This is a genomic window from Cellvibrio chitinivorans (assembly GCF_035117775.1).
Taxonomy (GTDB): domain Bacteria; phylum Pseudomonadota; class Gammaproteobacteria; order Pseudomonadales; family Cellvibrionaceae; genus Cellvibrio; species Cellvibrio chitinivorans.
The window spans coordinates 217,391-236,306 of the sequence record NZ_JAYKKN010000005.1 but is presented as its reverse complement, the minus strand read 5'-3'; the positions used below and the strand labels follow the sequence as shown (position 1 = coordinate 236,306).

Here is an 18,916-nt window from a genome sequence, read left to right as displayed (position 1 = left end):
GCGGAAAATATGCGGCAATTTATCGCAGTTATCCAGTGTGATTTTACCTTTGCACAGCTCTGCCCTTCGGTGAATATTGGAAGGGCAGTGATGCAATGGCGATTAACTGTTAGTGGGATTCTTTTTCTTTTTTATCGTAATAATCTTTTAAAACAAAAAATGCTTTTTTCTTTACGCCCTCATTGGAGTAAAGCCCTTTGCGATTGAAATCATCCTGAACTCCATTCAGCAGGCGGCGCGGCGAGCGGAAGTCGGCGAGAATCCAAGGGGATGTGCCGACAAAACCATCGATTTTATCGATCATCTTTACGCTCTTCTGGTAGAGCAGCTCCTGAAATTCTTCAGTGAAAATTGTGTGTGCATCGCCGTGATAGCCCTGCTTGGCGCCACCGCCAAATTCGCTGATAAATACCGGTTTGTTGTAGTTAATTTGCCATGTCACCTTGTCGGCTTTTTCCGGCAGGCCATCGTACCAACCTATGTATTGGTTAAAGCTCACCAGATCAACAATCTCGGCCAGCGGATCTTCCACCACGGCAATATTGGGGTTGTCACTGCGGTAATGTTTTTCCATGGCGGCGCTGAGCAGGCGCGTCTTATCTAATGAGCGCGCTTTTTGTGCGAGGCGGCCGAGGAATTGGTTGCGCGCATCCGACACGGGTGTTTCATTGGCGAGCGACCAAATAATCACAGCTGCACGATTTTTGTCGCGCTCGATCATCGCGCTCAATTGCGCTTCTGCATTTTTATAGGTTTCTTCATTTTTCCAGTTGATGGTCCAGTAGACTGGAATTTCTGACCAGACCAATAAGCCCATTTGATCGGCAAGACGAACCATATCTTCATTGTGTGGGTAGTGCGCAAGGCGGACAAAGTTTGCGTTTAATTCTTTTGCCCAAGTCAAAAGTGTTTTCGCTGCTTTTGTGTTGCTGACACGGCCACCACCATCGGCAGCATATTCTTCATGTATAGAAATACCGCGTAAAAACAGCGGTTTTCCATTGAGTAGTAATTGTTTGCCTTGGGTTTCGATAGTGCGTAGGCCGATGGTGTCGGTAAGTGTGTCGCTGCCGCTGCTGATTTTTACTGCGTAGAGTTTTGGATTCTCTGGAGACCAGAACTGTGCATTGGGCGCGCTAAACGAAAAGCTTACGCGGCCAGTGTTATCGGCAGTTAGGGTTTGCTGAATATCCAATTCGGGCAGGCGCAGCTGAATTTTTTCACCGCCTTTGGCTCCATCCAGCATCACCGAACCTGCAACGGTTTTATCGCTGTGCGAAGTCAGGGCAATTTTATAATCGCGAATAAATGTATTGGGCACATTGATGAGTTTTACTTCGCGTGTAATGCCACCGTAATTCCACCAGTCGGTATTGAGTGTGGGAACCGCATCGGCGTAGCGTTTGTTGTCCACTTTGATAATCAGTGAGTTGTTTTTACTTTTTAATTTGCCAGTTACTTCGTAGTGAAAAGGCGTAAAGCCGCCAATGTGCACGCCGAGTTTTTTACCGTTTAAATACACATCGGCGCGGTAATTTACTGCACCAAAGTAAATATACTGGCGGTCGGATTTTTTCCCTGCAGGTGCATCAAATTTTTTGCGATACCAAACGCTGCCTTCGTAGTAATAGAGTTTTTCTTTTTGGGTATTCCAATCGCCGGGTACTTGTAATGTCTCGGCTTTATCAAAATCGTATTCGATCAAATCGGCCGGTGTTTTTTGTTTTGAATCAGTAAAAAACGCATTTACCGAGGGATTTTGCTGTTGATCAAACGGCTCGTAGCGATAGTTGTAATAACCGTTTTCGTAAGGATCGACGATGATTTTCCACTCGCTGTTTAACGATGTGGCATCGCGTGTGTAGGCTTGTAAAGGTTGTTCTGCTGCGGAGAGATGAACGCCGCTCATCAATAAACTGGCGGCACAGATCCAGCGTGTGATTAATCGCTTCATAATTATTTCTCTTGTGTGTGCTGTTATTTAATTTTTATGTCGCTCGTCTTGTGAATTAGTTATGCGAGCTGATTGTCAGGATGTTTTCTTTTTAAACCCCAATTGCGCACTTTTTCCATATACAAATACACCACTGGCGTAGTGAACAATGTGAGTAATTGGCTTACCGCAAGGCCGCCAATAATCGTGATGCCGAGTGGCGTGCGCAGTTCCGAGCCTTCGTTGAAGCTGAGAATTAACGGCAGTGCGCCGAGCAGGCCGGCGAGGTTGGTCATCATAATCGGGCGCAGGCGCAGCAGTGCCGCTTGGTAGATGGAGTCGCGCGAGGACAATCCCTCTTTACGCTCTAACTCAAGCGCAAAGTCGATCATCAAAATCGCATTCTTCATGACTATCCCGATCAGTAAAAACAGGCCGAGCATGGCGATCAAACTGAATGGTGTGTCGCTCAGGCGCAGCGCTAAAAGTGCGCCGATTCCCGCGGAGGGAAGGGTGGATAAAATCGTCAGTGGGTGGATGGTGCTTTCGTACAAAATCCCCAGAATTAAATAGACCGCAAGTAGCACACAGGCGATAAGCACTGCCGGGTCTTGCGCCAAGCCGGGTGTGCTTGGTCCCCAGCCGGGGCGACTGCTGCCGGCGGGGGCGAGATAGACTTCTTTTGGTACCATCAGCTCGGCGATTTTTGTCTCAATCGCCGCGCGCGCCTGCTCTTCGGTGTAATTCTCCGCTACGCCGTAGCCGATGCTCTCTGAGGCAAATTGATTGCTGTGGCGCACGCGGTCTTCCGCTAGGCCGTAGCCGAAGCTGGCAAAGGTCGAAAGCGGTACACGTTTGCCATCATTGGTGATTACCTGCAGCTGCTCCAGCACAGCGGGGCTGGCGGTAAAACCCGGCTCAAGCTCCATCACTACGCGGTACTGATTCATCTCCTCATACATGGTGGAGACCTGCCGCTGCGAGAAGGAGTTGTTGAGCATGCTCGCGACCGTATTCATGTTCACGCCCAAACGCTGCGCGGCTTCGCGGTCAATGGTGAGCACCACCTGCTGTGTGCCTTCTTCTTTTACGCCGTCAATTTCGGTCAGCTCGGGCATTTCCTGCATGGCGGTAGTGATTTTGGCGGCCCATTTGTGCAGCTGTTTCAGGTCGTCGGCGAGCAGCATTAGCTCCTGTTCGCTGCGGCTAAAGGGTGACGACAGGCGAATATCCTGATCCGGGCCGACCATCAACATAGCGCCGGGGATACTGGGGATTTGGCGGCGTATCCTATCGGTGACTTCCTGTACCGATACGCCGCGCTCGGCCATCGGCTTGAGGCTGATGCGCATCCAGGCGTTACTCACACCAGTGCCGCCACCGGTTGCGCCAAACACATCTTCAATCGCCGGGTCGGCCAAGAGCACCTGACGGAATTGCTGGATTTTTGGCTGCATGATCTGGAATGAAAAACCATCATCGCCGCGCACAAAAGCGGTCATCTGGCCGGTATCCTGCTCGGGCAGCATGGTTTTAGGGATGGCGATGTAAAGGTAAATATTGAGGCCGATGACACCTGCCAGTACCAGCATCACAATCCGGCTATGGCGAAGCGCCCAGCTCAGGGCGATGGAATAGGCGTGTTTGATATCTTCGAAAATGCCGACTTTTTCCGCCTTTTTTGACTCTTTTTTTAGCAGCTGCGCGCATAGGGCGGGCGTGAGGCTGAGCGATACCGCGAGCGAAATAATCATTGCTGCGGCAAGAGTGATGGAGAACTCGCGGAACAGTTTTTCCACTATGCCGCCCATCAGCAGGATCGAGATAAATACCACGACGAGGGTGATATTCATCGCCAGCAGGGTAAAACCGACTTCGCGTGTGCCTTCAATCGCCGCTTTAAATGGCGGTACGCCGCGCTCGATATGGCGTTTGATGTTTTCCAGCACCACTATGGCATCGTCCACGACCAATCCCGCTGCGACGATTAATGCCATCAGCGAGAGATTATTGAGTGAGAAACCGTAGAGATACATGATCGCGAAGGCACCGATCAGCGCGACCGGAATCGCAAGGCTGGGAATCAGTGCGCTGCGGGCGCTGCCGAGGAAGACCCAGACCACGCCGACGACTAACAGCACCGACAGCATCAGGGTGATTTGCGCCTCTTTGAGGGTAGCGCGAATGCCGGGGGAGCGATCCATCACCACTTTGAGCTGGGTGTCGGCGGGCATAAGCGCGCGCAGGGCGGGCAGCTGGGCATTGATCGCATCGATAGTCTCAACAATATTGGCGCCGGTCTGGCGCGCAACTGTGAGTGTCACCGCAGAGCTTTGGTTGTGGAAGCCATCGGTATAGCGGTTTTCGACGGAATCGCTCACGGTGGCGACATCCTGCAAGCGCACCAAGCCGCCGTTTTCAGCGTAGCGAATCACTAGTGTTTGGTAGTTCTTGGCGGTGCGCAGGCTTTCATTGGTGCGCACCTGCCAGCGAATATCGTCCTCTTCCAGAATACCGAGTGGACGCAGCACATTGGCATTGCTAATGGCATTGCGCACTTCATCCAGCGCTATGCCGTAGTTGGCGAGCGCATTGGGGTTGAGCTGGATGCGCACGGCGGGCAGGGATGCGCCATCAATCCCCACTTGCCCCACGCCCTGCACCTGAGCAAGCTTTTGCGCAAGGATGGTGGAGGCGGCATCGTAAAGCGCGCTGGGCGATAGGTTGGGCGAGCTGAGCGCCAGCGCCATAATCGGCGCTTGCGATGGGCTGATTTTGCGATAGCCGGGGTTGCCTGGCATGCCTGCTGGCAACTGGCCGCGCGCCGCATTGAGCGCGGCTTGTACATCGCGCACGGCGGAATCCAGATCGCGGTCGAGGGTGAATTCCACCCAGATAAAGGTGCTGCCTTGGGTGGAGTTGGAGTTGATGGCGGTGACGCCGGGAATACTGCCAAGCGCACGCTCCAGCGGAGTTGCGACAGTCGCCGCCATACTTTCAGGGCTGGCGCCGGGCAGGCCGGCATAGATTTGCACCGCGGGGAAATCCACTTGTGGCAGGGGCGCGACTGGCAGCATGCGCCAGGCCAGCAGGCCGAGCAGCACAATGCCTATCGCCAAAAGTGATGCGGCAACCGGTCGTTTGATAAAAGGTTCTGCAAGATTCATAGGGTGATCTCACGTAGGTTGGGCAGCCATGCCCAACAATTCCAGATTCGAACAGGAGCGTTGGGCATCGATATGTTGGGCATTGCTGCCCAACCTACGCTTTTGCCTCCTCTGTAAGCGAGTCATCGCCGGGCTTTTGTACCCAGCGATCAAAAAACAAATACACCACCGGCGTGGTAAACAGGGTGAGTACCTGACTGACCAGCAATCCGCCCACCATCACCAAACCCAGCGGCTGGCGCAGTTCGGCGCCTGAGCCTGATGCGAGCATCAGCGGAATAGCGCCAAACAGGGCTGCGAGAGTGGTCATTAAAATCGGGCGGAAGCGCATAAGTGCAGCGCGATGAATCGCCTCGCGCGGCGACATACCGAGCGTGCGCTGGGCGTCGAGGGCGAAGTCCACCATCATGATGCCGTTCTTTTTCACAAGGCCGATCAAGAGCACAACACCGATTACGGCAATCAAATCTAGCGGCTGGCCGGTGAGTAAGAGTGCGAGCAAGGCGCCGACGGTAGCCGAAGGCAGGGTGGACAGAATCGTCACCGGGTGGATAAAGCTCTCGTACAAAATCCCCAGCACGATATACATGGTCACAATCGCCGCCAGCACCAGCCAGAGCGTATTGGTGAGCGAGGCGCGGAAGGCTTCGGCCGCGCCTTGAAAGCGTAACTCCAGCGATGCGGGCAAATCCAGATCGGCCTGGGCCGCCTCAATCGCATCGATTGCTTCACCGAGCGAGGCGTTGCCCGCCAAGTTAAACGAGATGGTGGTGGAGGGAAATTGGCTCTGGTGATTGATCAGCAAGGGCGCAGGGCGCTGGCTGATTTTGGCGAGGGTACTGAGCAGGACCGGCTGGCCGGAACTGCTGGCGACGTAGGTGTTCTCCAGTGCTTTCATGCCTTGCGCATAATCTGGATCAACTTCCATCACCACGCGATATTGATTGGCTTGGGTAAACAATGTGGCGATTTGGCGCTGGCCGTAGGCGGATTGCAGCGCGGCAGAGATATCGCTCACGCGCACACCGAGGCGTGCAGCGGCATCGCGGTCAATTTCCACATAAGCCTGCAGGCCGCGGCTTTGCAGGTCAGAGGCAATATCCGCCAGCGCCGGTTCCGCACGCAAGCGCTCCAGAACGCGCGGCACCCACTGGTCGAGCAGGGCGGAGTCCGGCGTGGTCAGGCTGAATTGATACTGAGTGCGGCTGACGCGGTCTTCGATGCTCAGCTCCTGCACCGGCTGAAACCAGGCGGTAATGCCGGTCACACCCGCGATGCGCTCCTGCAAGCGCTCGATAATCTCGCCCGCGCTGGCATCGCGCTCGCCGTGCGCTTTGAGGTTGATAAGAATGCGGCCAGAGTTGAGGGTGATATTGCTGCCATCGACGCCGATAAACGACGAAAGCCCTTCTACTTCCGGATCTTGCAGAATCAGCTCGGCGAGGATTTGCTGCTTCTCGCTCATCGACTGGAAGGAAATATCCTGCGGCGCTTCGGTCACCGCCTGAATCACACCGCTGTCCTGAATCGGGAAAAAGCCTTTCGGCACTGCAAGGTAAAGGCCGGCGGTGAGCGCGACTGTACCGAGCATCACCGCCATAGCAGTGCGCGGGTGTTGCAGCACTTTGTCCAAACCGCGCCCGTAGCTTTCGATCAGGTTGCTCATAAAGTCGCGCTCATTGTGGCTTGGGGCGTTTTTGAGCATGCGCGCGCACATCATGGGGGTGAGGGTGAGCGACACCAGCAGCGAAATGCCAATCGCTACTGCGAGGGTAATCGCAAACTCCTGAAACAGCCGCCCAACCAAGTCGCCCATAAATAGCAGCGGAATCAGCACGGCGATGAGCGAGATAGTGAGCGATACCAAGGTGAAACCAATCTCGCCCGCGCCTTTGAGTGCGGCGTTAAGCGGCGACTCGCCCTCTTCGCGGTGGCGCGCGACGTTTTCGAGCATGACGATGGCGTCATCCACCACAAAACCAGTGGCGATGGTGAGAGCCATGAGTGTGAGGTTGTTGATCGAGAAATCGAGAAAATACATGGCCGCGAAGGTGCCGATCAGCGACAGCGGCACCGCGAGGCTGGGGATAATGGTAGCGGGCACTGAGCGCAGGAACACCAGCGTCACCGCAACTACCAAACAGATCGCAAAGATCAGCTCTTTTTGTACATCGCGAATCGAGGCGCGGATGCTGTGGGTGCGGTCGCTGATAGTGGCGACATTCACCGCGGCGGGCAGGGATGCGGTGAGCTGCGGTAATAACGCCTGTACGCTATCGGCTACATCGATCACATTAGCGCCCGGTTGGCGTTGGATGTTGATCAGTACCGCCGGTTGATCATTTGCCCAGGCAGCGAGAAAGCGGTCTTCAGCGCCGTTTTCGACTGTCGCCAAATCGCCCAAACGCAGCGGCGAGCCGTTGTTCCAGCTGATTAGCAAGTCGCGATATTCCTGCGTGGAGCGCATCTGGTCGTTGGCGTCGAGCATAGTGGAGCGGTATTGACCGTCGAAGCTGCCTTTGGGCTGATTGGTGTTGGCCGCGACTATGGCATTGCGCACCTGCTCCAAGCTGATTTGAGTATTGGCCAGCGCATTGGGGTTGACCTTGATGCGAATCGCCGGGCGCTGCCCGCCTGCGAGCGTCACCATGCCTACGCCAGGAAGCTGCGCGAGCTTTTGCGCCATGCGCGAGTTCACCAAGTCATAGACTTCCGGCAGCGGCAAGCTAGCGGAGGTGACGGCGAGGGTCATAATCGGCGCATCGGCGGGGTTTACTTTGCGGTAGATGGGCGGCGTGGGCAGATCATTGGGCAGCAGGTTGTTGGCGCTATTAAGCGCCGATTGCACTTCCTGCTCAGCTACACCCAAATCCACTTCCAGCGAAAACTGCAGGGTGATGATGGATGCTCCGGTGGAGCTGGTGGATGACATCTGCTTCAGACCGGGAATTTGCCCCAGGCTGCGCTCCAGCGGCGCGGTCACGGTGCGCGCCATTACATCGGGGCTGGCGCCGGGGTTAAAGGTAAAAACCTGAATGATCGGGTAATCCACTTGCGGCAAGGCAGCAACCGGCAGCAAGCGGTAACTCAAAATACCGATCAGCAATACCGCCAGCATCACCAGCGAAGTGGCGACCGGGCGGAGGATAAAGGGGCGGGACAAACTCATTGGTTATCTCTATTTAAAAGGTGCTTCGTAGGTTGGGCAGCAATGCCCAACACCAAGGCTTTTTTCGGGGCGTAAATGTTGGGCATAGCTGCCCAACCTACATCACCTTCACATCTTTACCTTCCCAAAGACGGTCGATGCCTTCCAGGACAATCTGCTCGCCTTCGTTTAAGCCTTCAATAATCGAGGTGCGTGCGCCTTCGAGTGCGCCGAGTTTGATGCTGCGCATCTTGGCTTTACCGTCTTCCACTACATACACATAGGTGCCTTTGGAGCCGTATTGCACCGCATCAATCGGGATGGTCACAGCGCCATCGAGCGTATTCAGGTGCAGGCGGGCGTTGACGAATTGGTTGGGGAAGAGGCCGTCGTCAGCGTTATCAAATTGCGCTTTCATACGCAGAGTGCCGGTGGCGGTGTCGATTTGGTTATCGAGCGTGGTGAGTTTGCCGGTCGCGAGTAAGCTCTGCTCGCTGCGATCCCAAGCCTCTACCGCCAAGGCGCTGGATGCCTCATTCGCTGCACTAAACGCCGCGCGCACGGCGACCAATTGGTTCTCCGGAATGGTGAAGCTCACGGCAATCGGTTGGGTTTGGGTGATGGTGACTATGCCGTTGTTATCGCCCGCGTTGACGAGGTTGCCCACATCCACACGGCGCAAGCCCAAGCGGCCAGTGATGGGCGCGGTGATGCGGGTGTAAGAGAGCTGCAAGCGCGCGTCATCCACCTGCGCGCTGTGATTTTTAAGTGTGCCTTGCAACTGCTCAACCAGCGCTTTTTGCTGATCAAACTGCTGTTGGGCGATGGTTTTTTGTTTAATCAAGCGCTCGTAAAGGCGCAGATCTTCTTGTGCACGTTTTAATTGCGCGCTGGTTTCTTGCATGGTGCCTTCAGCTTGGGCGAGGCGAACCTTGTAGCTGGCGGGATCGACTTCGGCGAGTAAATCGCCGGCTTTTACTTGTTGGCCTTCATCAAACAAAATGCGAATTAACTCGCCATCCACCCGGCTGCGCACAGTCACGGTATTGAGTGGGATAACGCTGCCGATGGCTTTAATGTGTACTTTTAAATCTTCTTTGGTCGCTTGCACCACATGCACAGGGGTTGGCCCCATCCAGGGATTGGGTGGCGGGGGCTGTTTATTTTCCGGTGTGCGAAAACCAAAAAACCACACCAGTAACAACACCACAATAAGCGCAAGACCCGCTAACCAGCGCTGAGCGCGCGACAGGCGATTTACAGAAGCAAACATGAATACATCCGTTAGTTGATTAAATTGAAACCGTTTTTATTAGAGCGCTGTATATAATCTGACAATAAGTAGATTTGGCGCATTAAGCCGTGAGGCTAGTATGCAAGGAATAAGCCCGCAATGGTTTTTACATTTCCCGACGTTTGGTTACGGTCGTGCAAATAAATGCGTGTTTGCAGGCTTGCGCGATAGGAATATTCTGCTGCTCAAACCTTATCTTAGGTTTGTATTTTTACGATCACAGTTAAAGGAGTTTTGTGTATGTCTGATCTGAAAGATCCGCGTGTATTGTTCGCCGCCGAGCGCACGCTCCTGGCATGGAATAGAACCAGTCTGGCGCTGATTGGCTTTGGTTTTGTGGTGGAGCGGGCGGGATTACTGCATCAGGTATTTGTGCCTGAACCTGAGCCGTCGCTCAAATCGATTATGACGTTTTGGTTGGGGGTGGCGATTATTTTGCTGGGTGCGATCATCGCATTTTATGCATCGCTACAGTATGCGCGGGTATTGCGCACCCTCACGCCATTTGAATTTCCGCAGGGATATAACGCGCGCTGGGGCATTGCCGTGAATGTGGTGCTGGGGCTGCTGGCGTTAGTGTTGATTGTCGCCTTGTGTTCAGATCGTTTTTAATTGCCGGTTTTAATTTCTGTTTTTTATTGCCGATATTTATTGTGCGCTCTGCAACGGATCAAACAGATAGCGTTCATAACTGGCTGGCAAGCTGGTGATGAACGGATTATCCAGCTTGATTAAATGGCGCTCGTTCAATTTTGCGCGCGCCAGATTCTTTCCGTGTGTCGCCTTCCAAAGCTGTAAATAAGATCCATCTTGATACGCCATTTCCATGCCCAGCTGAATGCGGTCAAGCAGTGCCTGATTGCTTTTGTGCGTGAATAAAAATTTCGGCAGCGGGTAATAAAGTGCGAGCTGATTATCCAATTGCAAATCGGCGACCTTGGCATTTTCCAACTCGTGAAAATATTCCGATGGGTTGGGGCAAAACAAATCGGCGCGCCCGGCTTGAGTCATTCGAAACAGGCCGGTGATATTGTCGCCCTTCACAATCTGCACCCCGTGGTGCTGCAAAATTTTTCCATCCAGCCAATCGGCGCCTACAGCGACTTTGTAGGGCTTGAGTTGTTCCAGAGTTTCTATATTACGCACTTCGCTGATCAGCGATTTATGCGAATAACAAATGCGATAGCTTAGCGCGCCCAGTTCGATAGGAATGGGAATGTAAATCAGATTGCCGCTGGCGACCAAGGTGTCTTCATAGCTGAGCGACATCACAAAATTCGGGTAGAGATTTTGGCTGAGCGAGGCAATGGCGTGAGTGCGTGAAATCACATTGACTGGCACCAGTTCAATCGCGCCGACTTTCTCCTGGGTTTTCTCCAGCGCCAGCTTAATCAACTTCTGCTCATAGGTCTCGCGGCGAAGGTCGCCATAGTCGGGTTGCTTGTAACTGACAACCAGCGTTTGGGTGGCATCGGATGAGGGGGCTTGTTGTACAAGCGGAGTTTGGGCTTGTATCTGTGTACTGAGGCTAAACAGGGTTAGCGCCAGAATTTGGGGCAGAGTTCGGGCCAGAATTTGGGGCAGAGTTGGGATAAATCTTGGCATGCCGAAAGTCCGATTATTATTAGGAGCGTCAGATGAGTGTAGGTCAAATCTGGAAATCAGTGAATAGGCGCCAAGTGGCAATCCAGCCAGTGTGATGCATGTCAATAATATTACAGCTGCTTTACCGGGCGCATTTTTGTGTGCGTAAACGCACAGAGTGCCTTGCTGGCGGGTAATAGGCTGCTGCGAGTTTTTAGTAATTTCAATGCGTGAATTACAGCGGTTTTTTTCATATCTGTATTCATTTTTTTGTCATTGTTTTTAGTTAAAAGAATTCAGCAACTGCTGCAATTGATGTTGTGTCGCATCAATGTGCAGAATCGAGCAAACCATAATACTAATTAACTCGTAGTGGTGAATCAGGTGCAATTTTTTGTGCTGTGAAATTAATTTTTTTGCGGTACCAAATGATTTTTTAGATGGCCTTTTCAGGCGGCGAATGATTTTTACGAGGATAGTTAAAATGGCAAATTTCAAGGGCGATATTCAGGCAATCAATGCAATCTTAAATCCGCTATCGCAGCCGCCAGCGTCGGTTGATGGGCGGGATATCAATTATCAATTGCTATATGCCAATAAACTTTACTCAGGTTGTGCAAGCATGCCTGAGTCGCGCGTTAATACCCGTAGCCTGGCGCACGGTATTTTCACGCTCTACCAATCCCAAAGCGATATCACCAAGGCGGATTTTTTACAGAACATCAATTCCGTCACTCCGGTGGTGGTGCGTTTTGCCACGCTGGGCAGTGTGCGCAGCGAACAGGATTGCCTGCGCGATCCACGCGGTTTTGCGGTGCGCTTTTTCACTGAGGAAGGTCACTTCGATTTGGTCGGCAGCAATATTCCAGTGCTCTACGGCCAGCAAAATACGCATCTTGCCGATGTGTTTTATTCAGCAGCCATGAGTTCAGTACGCCAGTCAGTCGCTTCCGCGCGCGATGCCTTCTGGAACTTTGTCTCCCTTGCGCCTGAATCCCTGCATGCGACCTTGTGGGCCATGTCCGACCATGCACTGCCGCGCAGTTTTGCCACCATGCCCGGTTTTGGTGTTCACAGCTTCCGTTTTGTAAATGCACAAGGCCGGACAAGCTGGGTGAAATTTCACTGGCGACCAGTGCAGGGCGCCTATTCGCAGGTGTGGGATGAAGCGGTGAAACTATCGGCCAAGGATGCAGATTTTCATCGCCGCCAGTTATGGGAATTGATTGAGCAAGGGCAATACCCTGAGTGGGAGTTGGGGGTGCAAGTGTTGCAAGACGAAGACTGCGACAAATTCGCCGCAGAGCTGCAGGATGTGACCAAATTAATTCCTGAGTCTCAAGTTCCGGTAGAAATTATCGGCAAACTCACGCTCAATAAAAATCCTGAGCGTCATTTTTCCGATTTGCCGCGCATGAACTTTCATCCACAAAATCTGGTGCCGGGTATCGAGCTGGATGATGAGCCTCTGCATTCATTATTCGAGTCTGATTCCCAAGGCGAACACTACGCACAGGCGGCGCTCTTCTGGCGCAGTCAATCCGAGTGGGAGCAAGATCATCTGGTCGAGGCATTTTGCATTGAGCTGGCCAAAGTCACTGCGCCGGAAATACGCGAGCGCATGGTGTCGCATTTGGTTCATATCGATGAAGTGCTGGCGTTGCGAGTTGCTAAAGGATTGGGCATTACCCTGTCATCCGTTGTTGTGGCCGCAGCTGAAGTGGAATCTGTACAGGATCTTAGGCTGGATACGGATTCAGTCGAGCCTGCGCTCAGTCTATTGCATCAACGCAAAAATACCCTCACCGGCCGCTGTGTTGCGGTGCTGGTTGCCAATGGTTTTGAGCGCGAGCGTTTGGAAGTTTTGCAAGCGCAATTAACGGCCGAAGGCGCGAGCGTAAAACTGATTTCATCGCGCCTTGGTGTTGTGACTTGCAGCGAAGGGCAGGCAATGCAGGTGGATCACAGCCTCGCGACTGTTGGCTCGGTGATGTTCGATGCGGTTTATATTCCTGGCGGCGCGCGCAGTTTGGAAGCCTTGTGTAAGGATGCCAATGCGATCCTGTTTGTTAAGGAGGCCTACAAACACGGTAAAGCGATAGCGGCGAGTAACGAAGGCGGTATGTTGATTACCCGCGCTGCGCGCTCAGCGGTGTTGTCGGATGTATTTAAAGGGCCGGGAGTAATCACCTCTGGTCCTGCAACACCGACAGAGGATTTTGTGAATGCCGTTATGACCGCCGTGGCGCAGCATCGTTTCAATGAGCGCCCGGATATGAATGCGATTGTTGCCTAGATTGTTGCTTAGATTGTTGCCTAAAAAATTGTTGCTTAAAGAGTTAACGGATAAACCCATCAAATGGAATGATGGTGACAGTTTCACCCGCCGCAACGGCGCCGCGCTCTGCTTCAAGGCGAATGTAACAATTCGCCTTGGACATTGCGCTCAATACCCCCGAGCTTTGTAAGCCTGCACTCACCACTGTATTCACCCCATTGGCATGGCGATAAATGCCGCGCTGAAAATCCGTACGCCCCGGTTGTTTTTTGAGTGCCTGACTGGCGATAGCGGTTTGAGCGTCGGTCGATTGCGGCACCTCGCCTGACAACAAACGCAGCGCAGGCACCACCAGCTGGTGATAAGTCACCGCCGTGGATACCGGATTGCCCGGCAAACCAAAAAACCAGCCGCTGCCTAATCGGCCAAAGGCAAAAGGTTTGCCCGGTTTCATCGCAATTCGCCAAAAATCAATTTCACCCAGCTCTGCCAGAATGGTTTTGGTGTAATCCGCATCGCCCACCGAAACGCCGCCGGTAGAGATGACCACATCCGCCAAAGTCATAGCGCGAGCAAAGGCTTTGCGCAGCGCCTCGGGGTTGTCGGCAATCAAGCCCAAGTCGATCAGCTCAACTGGCAAACGCTGCAAGAGCGCGCGCAATAAAGGGCGGTTGCTGTCGTAGATTTTCCCAATCTCTGGCGTCGCGCCGGGCGGCAAGAGTTCATCGCCGGTGGTGAGTAGAGCGACACGAATGTTGCGCACCACTGGCAATTGCGCCAAACCGAGGGAGGCGAGCAGGCCGATATCCAGCGCGTTAATGCGATGACCCGCTGCCAACACTTGGCTGCCGAGGGCGATGTCTTCACCCGCGCGGCGAATGTTATTGCCTTCTGGCGATGGCTCAGCCAGCAAAATGCCGTCGCCATCGCCCTGTACTTTTTCCTGCATCACCACAGTGTCAGCGCCAGCGGGAATCAGCGCGCCAGTCATGATCCGCACGCACTGACCTGATTGGATTGCGCCGGAAAATGGATGGCCCGCGAGTGATTCGCCAATCAATTGCAAGCGAGAAGATGAATCCTGCGCGCGCAGGGCGTAGCCATCCATCGCCGAGTTATCGCCCGCAGGCACATTGATGGGCGCGTTGATGTTCTGCGCCAAAACGCGATCCAGCGCGCTGGCGAGATCGATAGTCTCCTGTTCGGCCAAGGGGGTGAGCTGGCCAAGCAGGCGGGCAAGGGCGTCATCAAGCGGAAGCAATTGAGGTTGGGCGCAGTGATCCATGAACATAACTTCTCTGGTAATTCTTTGATAAGCAGACCGTTAGTATGCCTCGATTTAGCGTTTTATCGGTAAGACTGGAGTTCATCATTAATATTCTTAATTGTTAATGTGTCTCATTTGTGTAAACATGTGCCACCTGCAAAATGCATCGTTCACAGTGACAAATGCATTATCTGATCATCTATCGACCGATTTCTGGAATAACTCGATGAATCAATCTCTTCCCATTATTAATCGAATAGCTGCTGGTATTCTCGGCGGTTACGCCTTTACCTGGGGCTTCTGTGCCATAGGCATTGCCGGATTGGCGGCTATGGGTGTGAGTTTTCACGCAGCTGAACATGGCGTGATGCTGCTGGCATTTCTGCTCTTTCTGTGCTTGTTTCTGTGGTCTTTTGCAGCGAAAAACATGCTGAAAGTTTGGGTAGTTTTAGTGGGTGGCGCGGCCGTTATGACCGGCGTGGCGCTGCTGTTACAGCGCTCCTTGGTTGGATAGGGTAAAGGGTTAGGGTAGGAGGTAGAAAATGCATAACAGTTTCCGTGTTTCCATGACCTGGGTGCACACCTGGTTTGGTTTGGTGTTGGGCTATGTGTTGATGGCCTGTTTCTTCTTTGGGGCGCTCTCGGTATTTGACCGCGAGATCGACCGCTGGTCGATCCCGAAAACCCGCTTTGAGCCGCAACCCATGCCATCCTTCGATAATCTGCTGATGGATGTGTATAAAAAACTCGAGCCTCATCCGGTTGATATGGCCCGGACCGCCGAGCGTGTAATTGGCGATTTGCCTGACCCTAAAACCATGCCTATGGCATCCTTCTACGCCTATACCACTCATCGTGATCCGGTGTTGCAGATTGGCGGCGAGTTCAGCATCCCCAATAAACCCAAAGATAAATCAGATGATCATATGCACGTGCACGGCTGGGCTACTATCGACCCGCGCACTGGCGAAGCGATTCCTGACGATGCGTTAAAAATCGGCAGCCGCTGGTTTTATCCAATGCACTACAGCCTGAATTTCCACTGGAGCAATCTCGGTTACTGGATTGTCGGATTGGCGGCCTTGATGATGCTGGCTGCATTGGTGACGGGCGTGATTATGCATCGCCGGATTTTCAAAGAGTTCTTCACCTTCCGCCGCGAAAAACGCATCCAGCGCAGCACGCTCGATCTGCACAATATGAGCGGCGTAGTGGCGCTGCCATTTCACTTCTTTTTTGCGCTGACCGGGCTGATCATTTTTGCGGGAATTTATTTTCCGGTAAGTCATTCAATGCTTAAACCGCTGCACGATCAGCATGAGATTCTGGAATCTGAACGCACCGGTTTGCCTCATGAAGCTGCTGGTGTTTATGCGCCTATCGCCTCTGTGGATGCCATGATCGCCGAAGCCAAACGCCGCTGGGCCGCACGCGATATGGCGGGCGAGGTGGGCTATGTGTTCGCTGATCACCTCAATGATGAAAACGGCTATGTGAGTATTTATCGCGCCGGTAGCGACCGCGTTGCCTTGGTCGGCGAACCTATTCACTTTAAAGCCAGCACCGGTGAAGTGTTGCGCGAAGAACCGCCGCAAGCAGCGGTATTTGAAATCAACGAATTCCTCACTGGTCTGCACTTGCAGCATTTTGAACACTGGATGCTGCGCTGGTTGTACGTGATTGGCGGTTTGCTCGGCTGCATTTGTATCGCCACCGGTTTTATTTTCTTCGTCGAAAAACGCAAGCAACAGCATGCCAAACTCAACAGCCAAGGCGCGCGTTTGGTAGATGCTCTGGCCGTTACCACTGTGACCGGCATGGTGATCGCGAGTATTGCGATGTTGGTCGGCAACCGCCTGCTGCCCGCCGATTTGGTCGGCAAAGGTCAGTGGGAGATGAATATTTTCTGGTGGTCGTGGTTGGCGGCGTTAATCCACGCTGGCTGGCGCAGTGCACCTGTCGCCAAGGCGATGAGCAATCCGGCGTGGCGCGAACAGTGCTGGGTGATCGCACTGCTCGCGGTGGCTGCGGTTATCCTCAACTGGGTAACTACGGGCGACAACCTGATCAAAACCATTTTTACCGATACCTATTGGGCGGTCGCAGGTGTTGATCTGAGCTTGCTCGCGACGGCAGTTATTGCCATTTGGTCTGCGCGCAAGTTAAAGCAACATGCAGATGCGCCGGTAGAAGTTAATCCGCGCCGCGCCGCGCGTGAGCAAGTTTTGGCTCGCGAACAGTTGGCGAGTGCTGAATTGGCAGTGGAGACTAAAAATGGTTGATTCCTGGATTCTGTTAATTCTTGCCGTTGTTATGGGCTTGGCCAGTTTTGCCTGGCTCGCTTTGGCGATGGATGTGCACTGGAAAAAAGTGCAGCAAGGGCGCAACACCGCCAATCATCCCGCGCAAGTGCTGCGTGCGATGGGCTGGGCGGGGCTGCTGATGACCGCGATCCTCTGCTTTCTGGCCGACCGCCCCTCAATGGCGGTGCTGGTATGGCTGATGTTGCTTGCGGCGGCAGCGCCATCGGTCGGCATGATGCTGTCATGGCGCCCGCAATTGCTGCGAATCTTTTGGCCATTGCGCTAGTTGTTACTGCGAGCAAGTCTCATGTGTAACGGCATGGCGCATTGTTAAATGGATCGTCATGCTGCTATGCCTCCACCTAATCCCCACTTCACTGAAACTCTCTACCGCGACCATCATTCGTGGCTGAGCGCATGGCTGCGTGGACGTTTAGGCTGCTCCGAAACCGCGGCAGATCTGGCGCAGGATACTTTTCTGCGCGTGTGGATGAAGTCCCGCGTCGATCTGTCGCTGGAAGTGCGCGAGCCGAGAGCCTATTTAAGAACCATCGCCAAGCGTTTATTGATTAATCATTATGATCGCCAATCTCTTGAGCGAGCCTTTAACGAGGCCCTTGCGTGTTTGCCCGAGCCGTTAGTTCCCTCCCTTGAAGATCAATCTATCGTGCTGGAAACCTTGTATGAGTTAGATGCTCTGCTGGGCGCTCTGCCGGTTCAGGTTCGCAGTGCCTTTCTGATGTCCCAATTGGAAGGTTTGACTTACGAAGAAATTGCAATTCGATTGAATGTCAGTGTGCGCACCATCACCCGTTATATGGCGCAAGGCTTTCGCCAATGTTTAAGTCTTGCGTTAAGTGCAGAGTCGTAACCTGCAATGCATATAAATAATTCACATGACAGCAAGGTTAGCGAGCGGGTGATCAATGAAGCCGCTGAGTGGCTTGCGCGAATGCACAGTGGTTCGTTTTCTGATTCAGAAAAATCCGCGCTAAACATGTGGTTGCAACAAGATGTTGAACACCAACGTGTTTGGCGGCGCGCTGAATTATTGGGGCGTCAGTTTGGCAATATAAATCCGCAATTGGGAATGCCGGTGCTTGGTCGAGCGCGTGAGCAAGCGACGCGGCGCCGGCTTATCCGCACTATCGCTGCGTTAATGGCGGTGCCATCTGCAACCTGGTGTGGTATGGAATTTTATCGAACCAGTCAGCCAAATTTTTATCGTACAGCCGTGGGTGAGCGACGCGAGATTATATTGGCCGATAACAGTCAGGTTACGCTGAACACGGCGTCTGAGTTGAATGTGATTTTCGATAGTACTCGGCGCTTGCTAACGCATTCTGCGGGTGAGATTTTTATCAAAACCGCGCCAGATATCTATGCTGTTCAGCGTCCATTTCTGGTTGAAACAAACAGTGGCCGTATGCGCGCACTGGGCACTGAATTTATTGTGCAGCACAGTGAGCGCGGAACTCGGCTGTCGGTGCTTGAGGGCGCGGTGGAAGTTATTACTCGCAATACTCAGGCTAAAGTCGTTGTGGCGGCGGGGCAGCAGTTATTTTTTGACGCTCACAAAATTGAACCATCGCGGCCGATTCACACGGGAATAGATGCCTGGCGCAAAGGTGTGCTTTATGTGCAGTCTATGCCACTTGGCGAGTTTATTCATGAACTCTCCCGATACCGTGTCGGCGTGCTGCGCTGCAATCCTGAGGTGGCCAAGTTAACGGTGACGGGTACTTTTCACTTGTCTGACACTGACAGTATTTTGCGCTTGCTTACCAACCTATTGCCGGTAACGGTGAATTACCGCTCGCGTTACTGGGTTACGCTTAATCCTCGTTAATCGCAGTTAAAAAATAATTTTTATAAATTGTATTTTCAGTGTCCTGTTTTTTGATTTCGTCTGTCATGTCTTTTGAAGCTAACACTCAATGAC

14 protein-coding genes are annotated in these 18,916 nt (G+C 53.1%); 7 read left to right on the top strand and 7 right to left on the bottom strand.

Annotation, left to right across the window (positions count from 1 at the left end; genetic code table 11):
* Positions 1-109 precede the first annotated feature (109 nt).
* The 4 genes from SPL68_RS14830 to SPL68_RS14815 form a co-directional block, all read right to left on the bottom strand.
* Positions 110-1,954 carry a glycoside hydrolase family 2 protein gene (locus tag SPL68_RS14830; RefSeq protein WP_323815949.1) on the bottom strand — a complete coding sequence of 615 codons (1,845 nt, stop codon included), beginning with the start codon at positions 1,952-1,954 and terminating at the stop codon, positions 110-112.
* 59 nt (positions 1,955-2,013) lie between these two features.
* Positions 2,014-5,100, bottom strand: coding sequence for an efflux RND transporter permease subunit (locus SPL68_RS14825; RefSeq protein ID WP_323815948.1), 3,087 nt, complete (start codon positions 5,098-5,100; stop codon positions 2,014-2,016).
* 94 nt (positions 5,101-5,194) lie between these two features.
* A complete protein-coding gene (locus SPL68_RS14820; RefSeq protein WP_323815947.1) occupies positions 5,195-8,269 on the bottom strand; it encodes a multidrug efflux RND transporter permease subunit in 3,075 nt (1,024 codons plus the stop codon).
* Positions 8,270-8,366: 97 nt separating this feature from the next.
* On the bottom strand, positions 8,367-9,521 hold the full coding sequence (locus SPL68_RS14815; protein WP_323815946.1) for an MdtA/MuxA family multidrug efflux RND transporter periplasmic adaptor subunit: 1,155 nt from the start codon (positions 9,519-9,521) through the stop codon (positions 8,367-8,369).
* A 261-nt stretch (positions 9,522-9,782) separates the two neighbouring features.
* Here SPL68_RS14815 and SPL68_RS14810 point away from each other — a divergent pair, with 261 nt between their 5' ends.
* On the top strand, positions 9,783-10,154 hold the full coding sequence (locus SPL68_RS14810; protein ID WP_323815945.1) for a YidH family protein: 372 nt from the start codon (positions 9,783-9,785) through the stop codon (positions 10,152-10,154).
* 36 nt (positions 10,155-10,190) lie between these two features.
* On the opposite strand, the gene SPL68_RS14805 is transcribed toward SPL68_RS14810, so the two are convergent.
* Together SPL68_RS14805 and SPL68_RS14800 are read right to left on the bottom strand one after the other, a co-directional pair.
* A complete protein-coding gene (locus tag SPL68_RS14805) occupies positions 10,191-11,147 on the bottom strand; it encodes a hypothetical protein (RefSeq protein ID WP_323815944.1) in 957 nt (318 codons plus the stop codon).
* A 110-nt stretch (positions 11,148-11,257) separates the two neighbouring features.
* Entirely contained in the window at positions 11,258-11,380 is a 123-nt protein-coding gene (locus tag SPL68_RS14800; protein ID WP_323815943.1) for a hypothetical protein, read from the bottom strand.
* 230 nt (positions 11,381-11,610) lie between these two features.
* On the opposite strand from SPL68_RS14800, the gene SPL68_RS14795 reads away from it, so the two are divergent.
* The gene (locus SPL68_RS14795) at positions 11,611-13,422 is read left to right on the top strand and encodes a catalase (protein WP_323815942.1); all 1,812 of its coding nucleotides are present in this window, start codon (positions 11,611-11,613) and stop codon (positions 13,420-13,422) included.
* Between the two features lie 43 nt (positions 13,423-13,465).
* Here SPL68_RS14795 and moeA read toward each other — a convergent pair whose 3' ends face one another.
* Positions 13,466-14,695: a molybdopterin molybdotransferase MoeA gene (moeA, locus tag SPL68_RS14790; protein WP_323815941.1), complete on the bottom strand. Its 1,230-nt coding sequence runs from the start codon at positions 14,693-14,695 to the stop codon at positions 13,466-13,468.
* Positions 14,696-14,897: 202 nt separating this feature from the next.
* Here moeA and SPL68_RS14785 point away from each other — a divergent pair, with 202 nt between their 5' ends.
* The 5 genes from SPL68_RS14785 to SPL68_RS14765 are packed head-to-tail and all read left to right on the top strand — an operon-like array spanning position 14,898 to position 18,823.
* Complete coding sequence (locus tag SPL68_RS14785) at positions 14,898-15,185, top strand: iron uptake protein (protein WP_323815940.1); 288 nt, start codon at positions 14,898-14,900, stop codon at positions 15,183-15,185.
* 28 nt (positions 15,186-15,213) lie between these two features.
* Positions 15,214-16,953, top strand: a complete 1,740-nt coding sequence (locus SPL68_RS14780; RefSeq protein ID WP_323815939.1) for a PepSY-associated TM helix domain-containing protein — start codon at positions 15,214-15,216, stop codon at positions 16,951-16,953.
* A complete protein-coding gene (locus tag SPL68_RS14775) occupies positions 16,946-17,260 on the top strand; it encodes a DUF3325 domain-containing protein (protein ID WP_323815938.1) in 315 nt (104 codons plus the stop codon). Before SPL68_RS14780 ends, SPL68_RS14775 begins: the two co-directional genes overlap by 8 nt.
* 48 nt (positions 17,261-17,308) lie before the next feature.
* Complete coding sequence (locus SPL68_RS14770; protein WP_323815937.1) at positions 17,309-17,845, top strand: sigma-70 family RNA polymerase sigma factor; 537 nt, start codon at positions 17,309-17,311, stop codon at positions 17,843-17,845.
* Positions 17,846-17,851: 6 nt separating this feature from the next.
* Entirely contained in the window at positions 17,852-18,823 is a 972-nt protein-coding gene (locus SPL68_RS14765) for a FecR domain-containing protein (RefSeq protein WP_323815936.1), read from the top strand.
* The last annotated feature ends 93 nt before the right edge of the window (positions 18,824-18,916 follow it).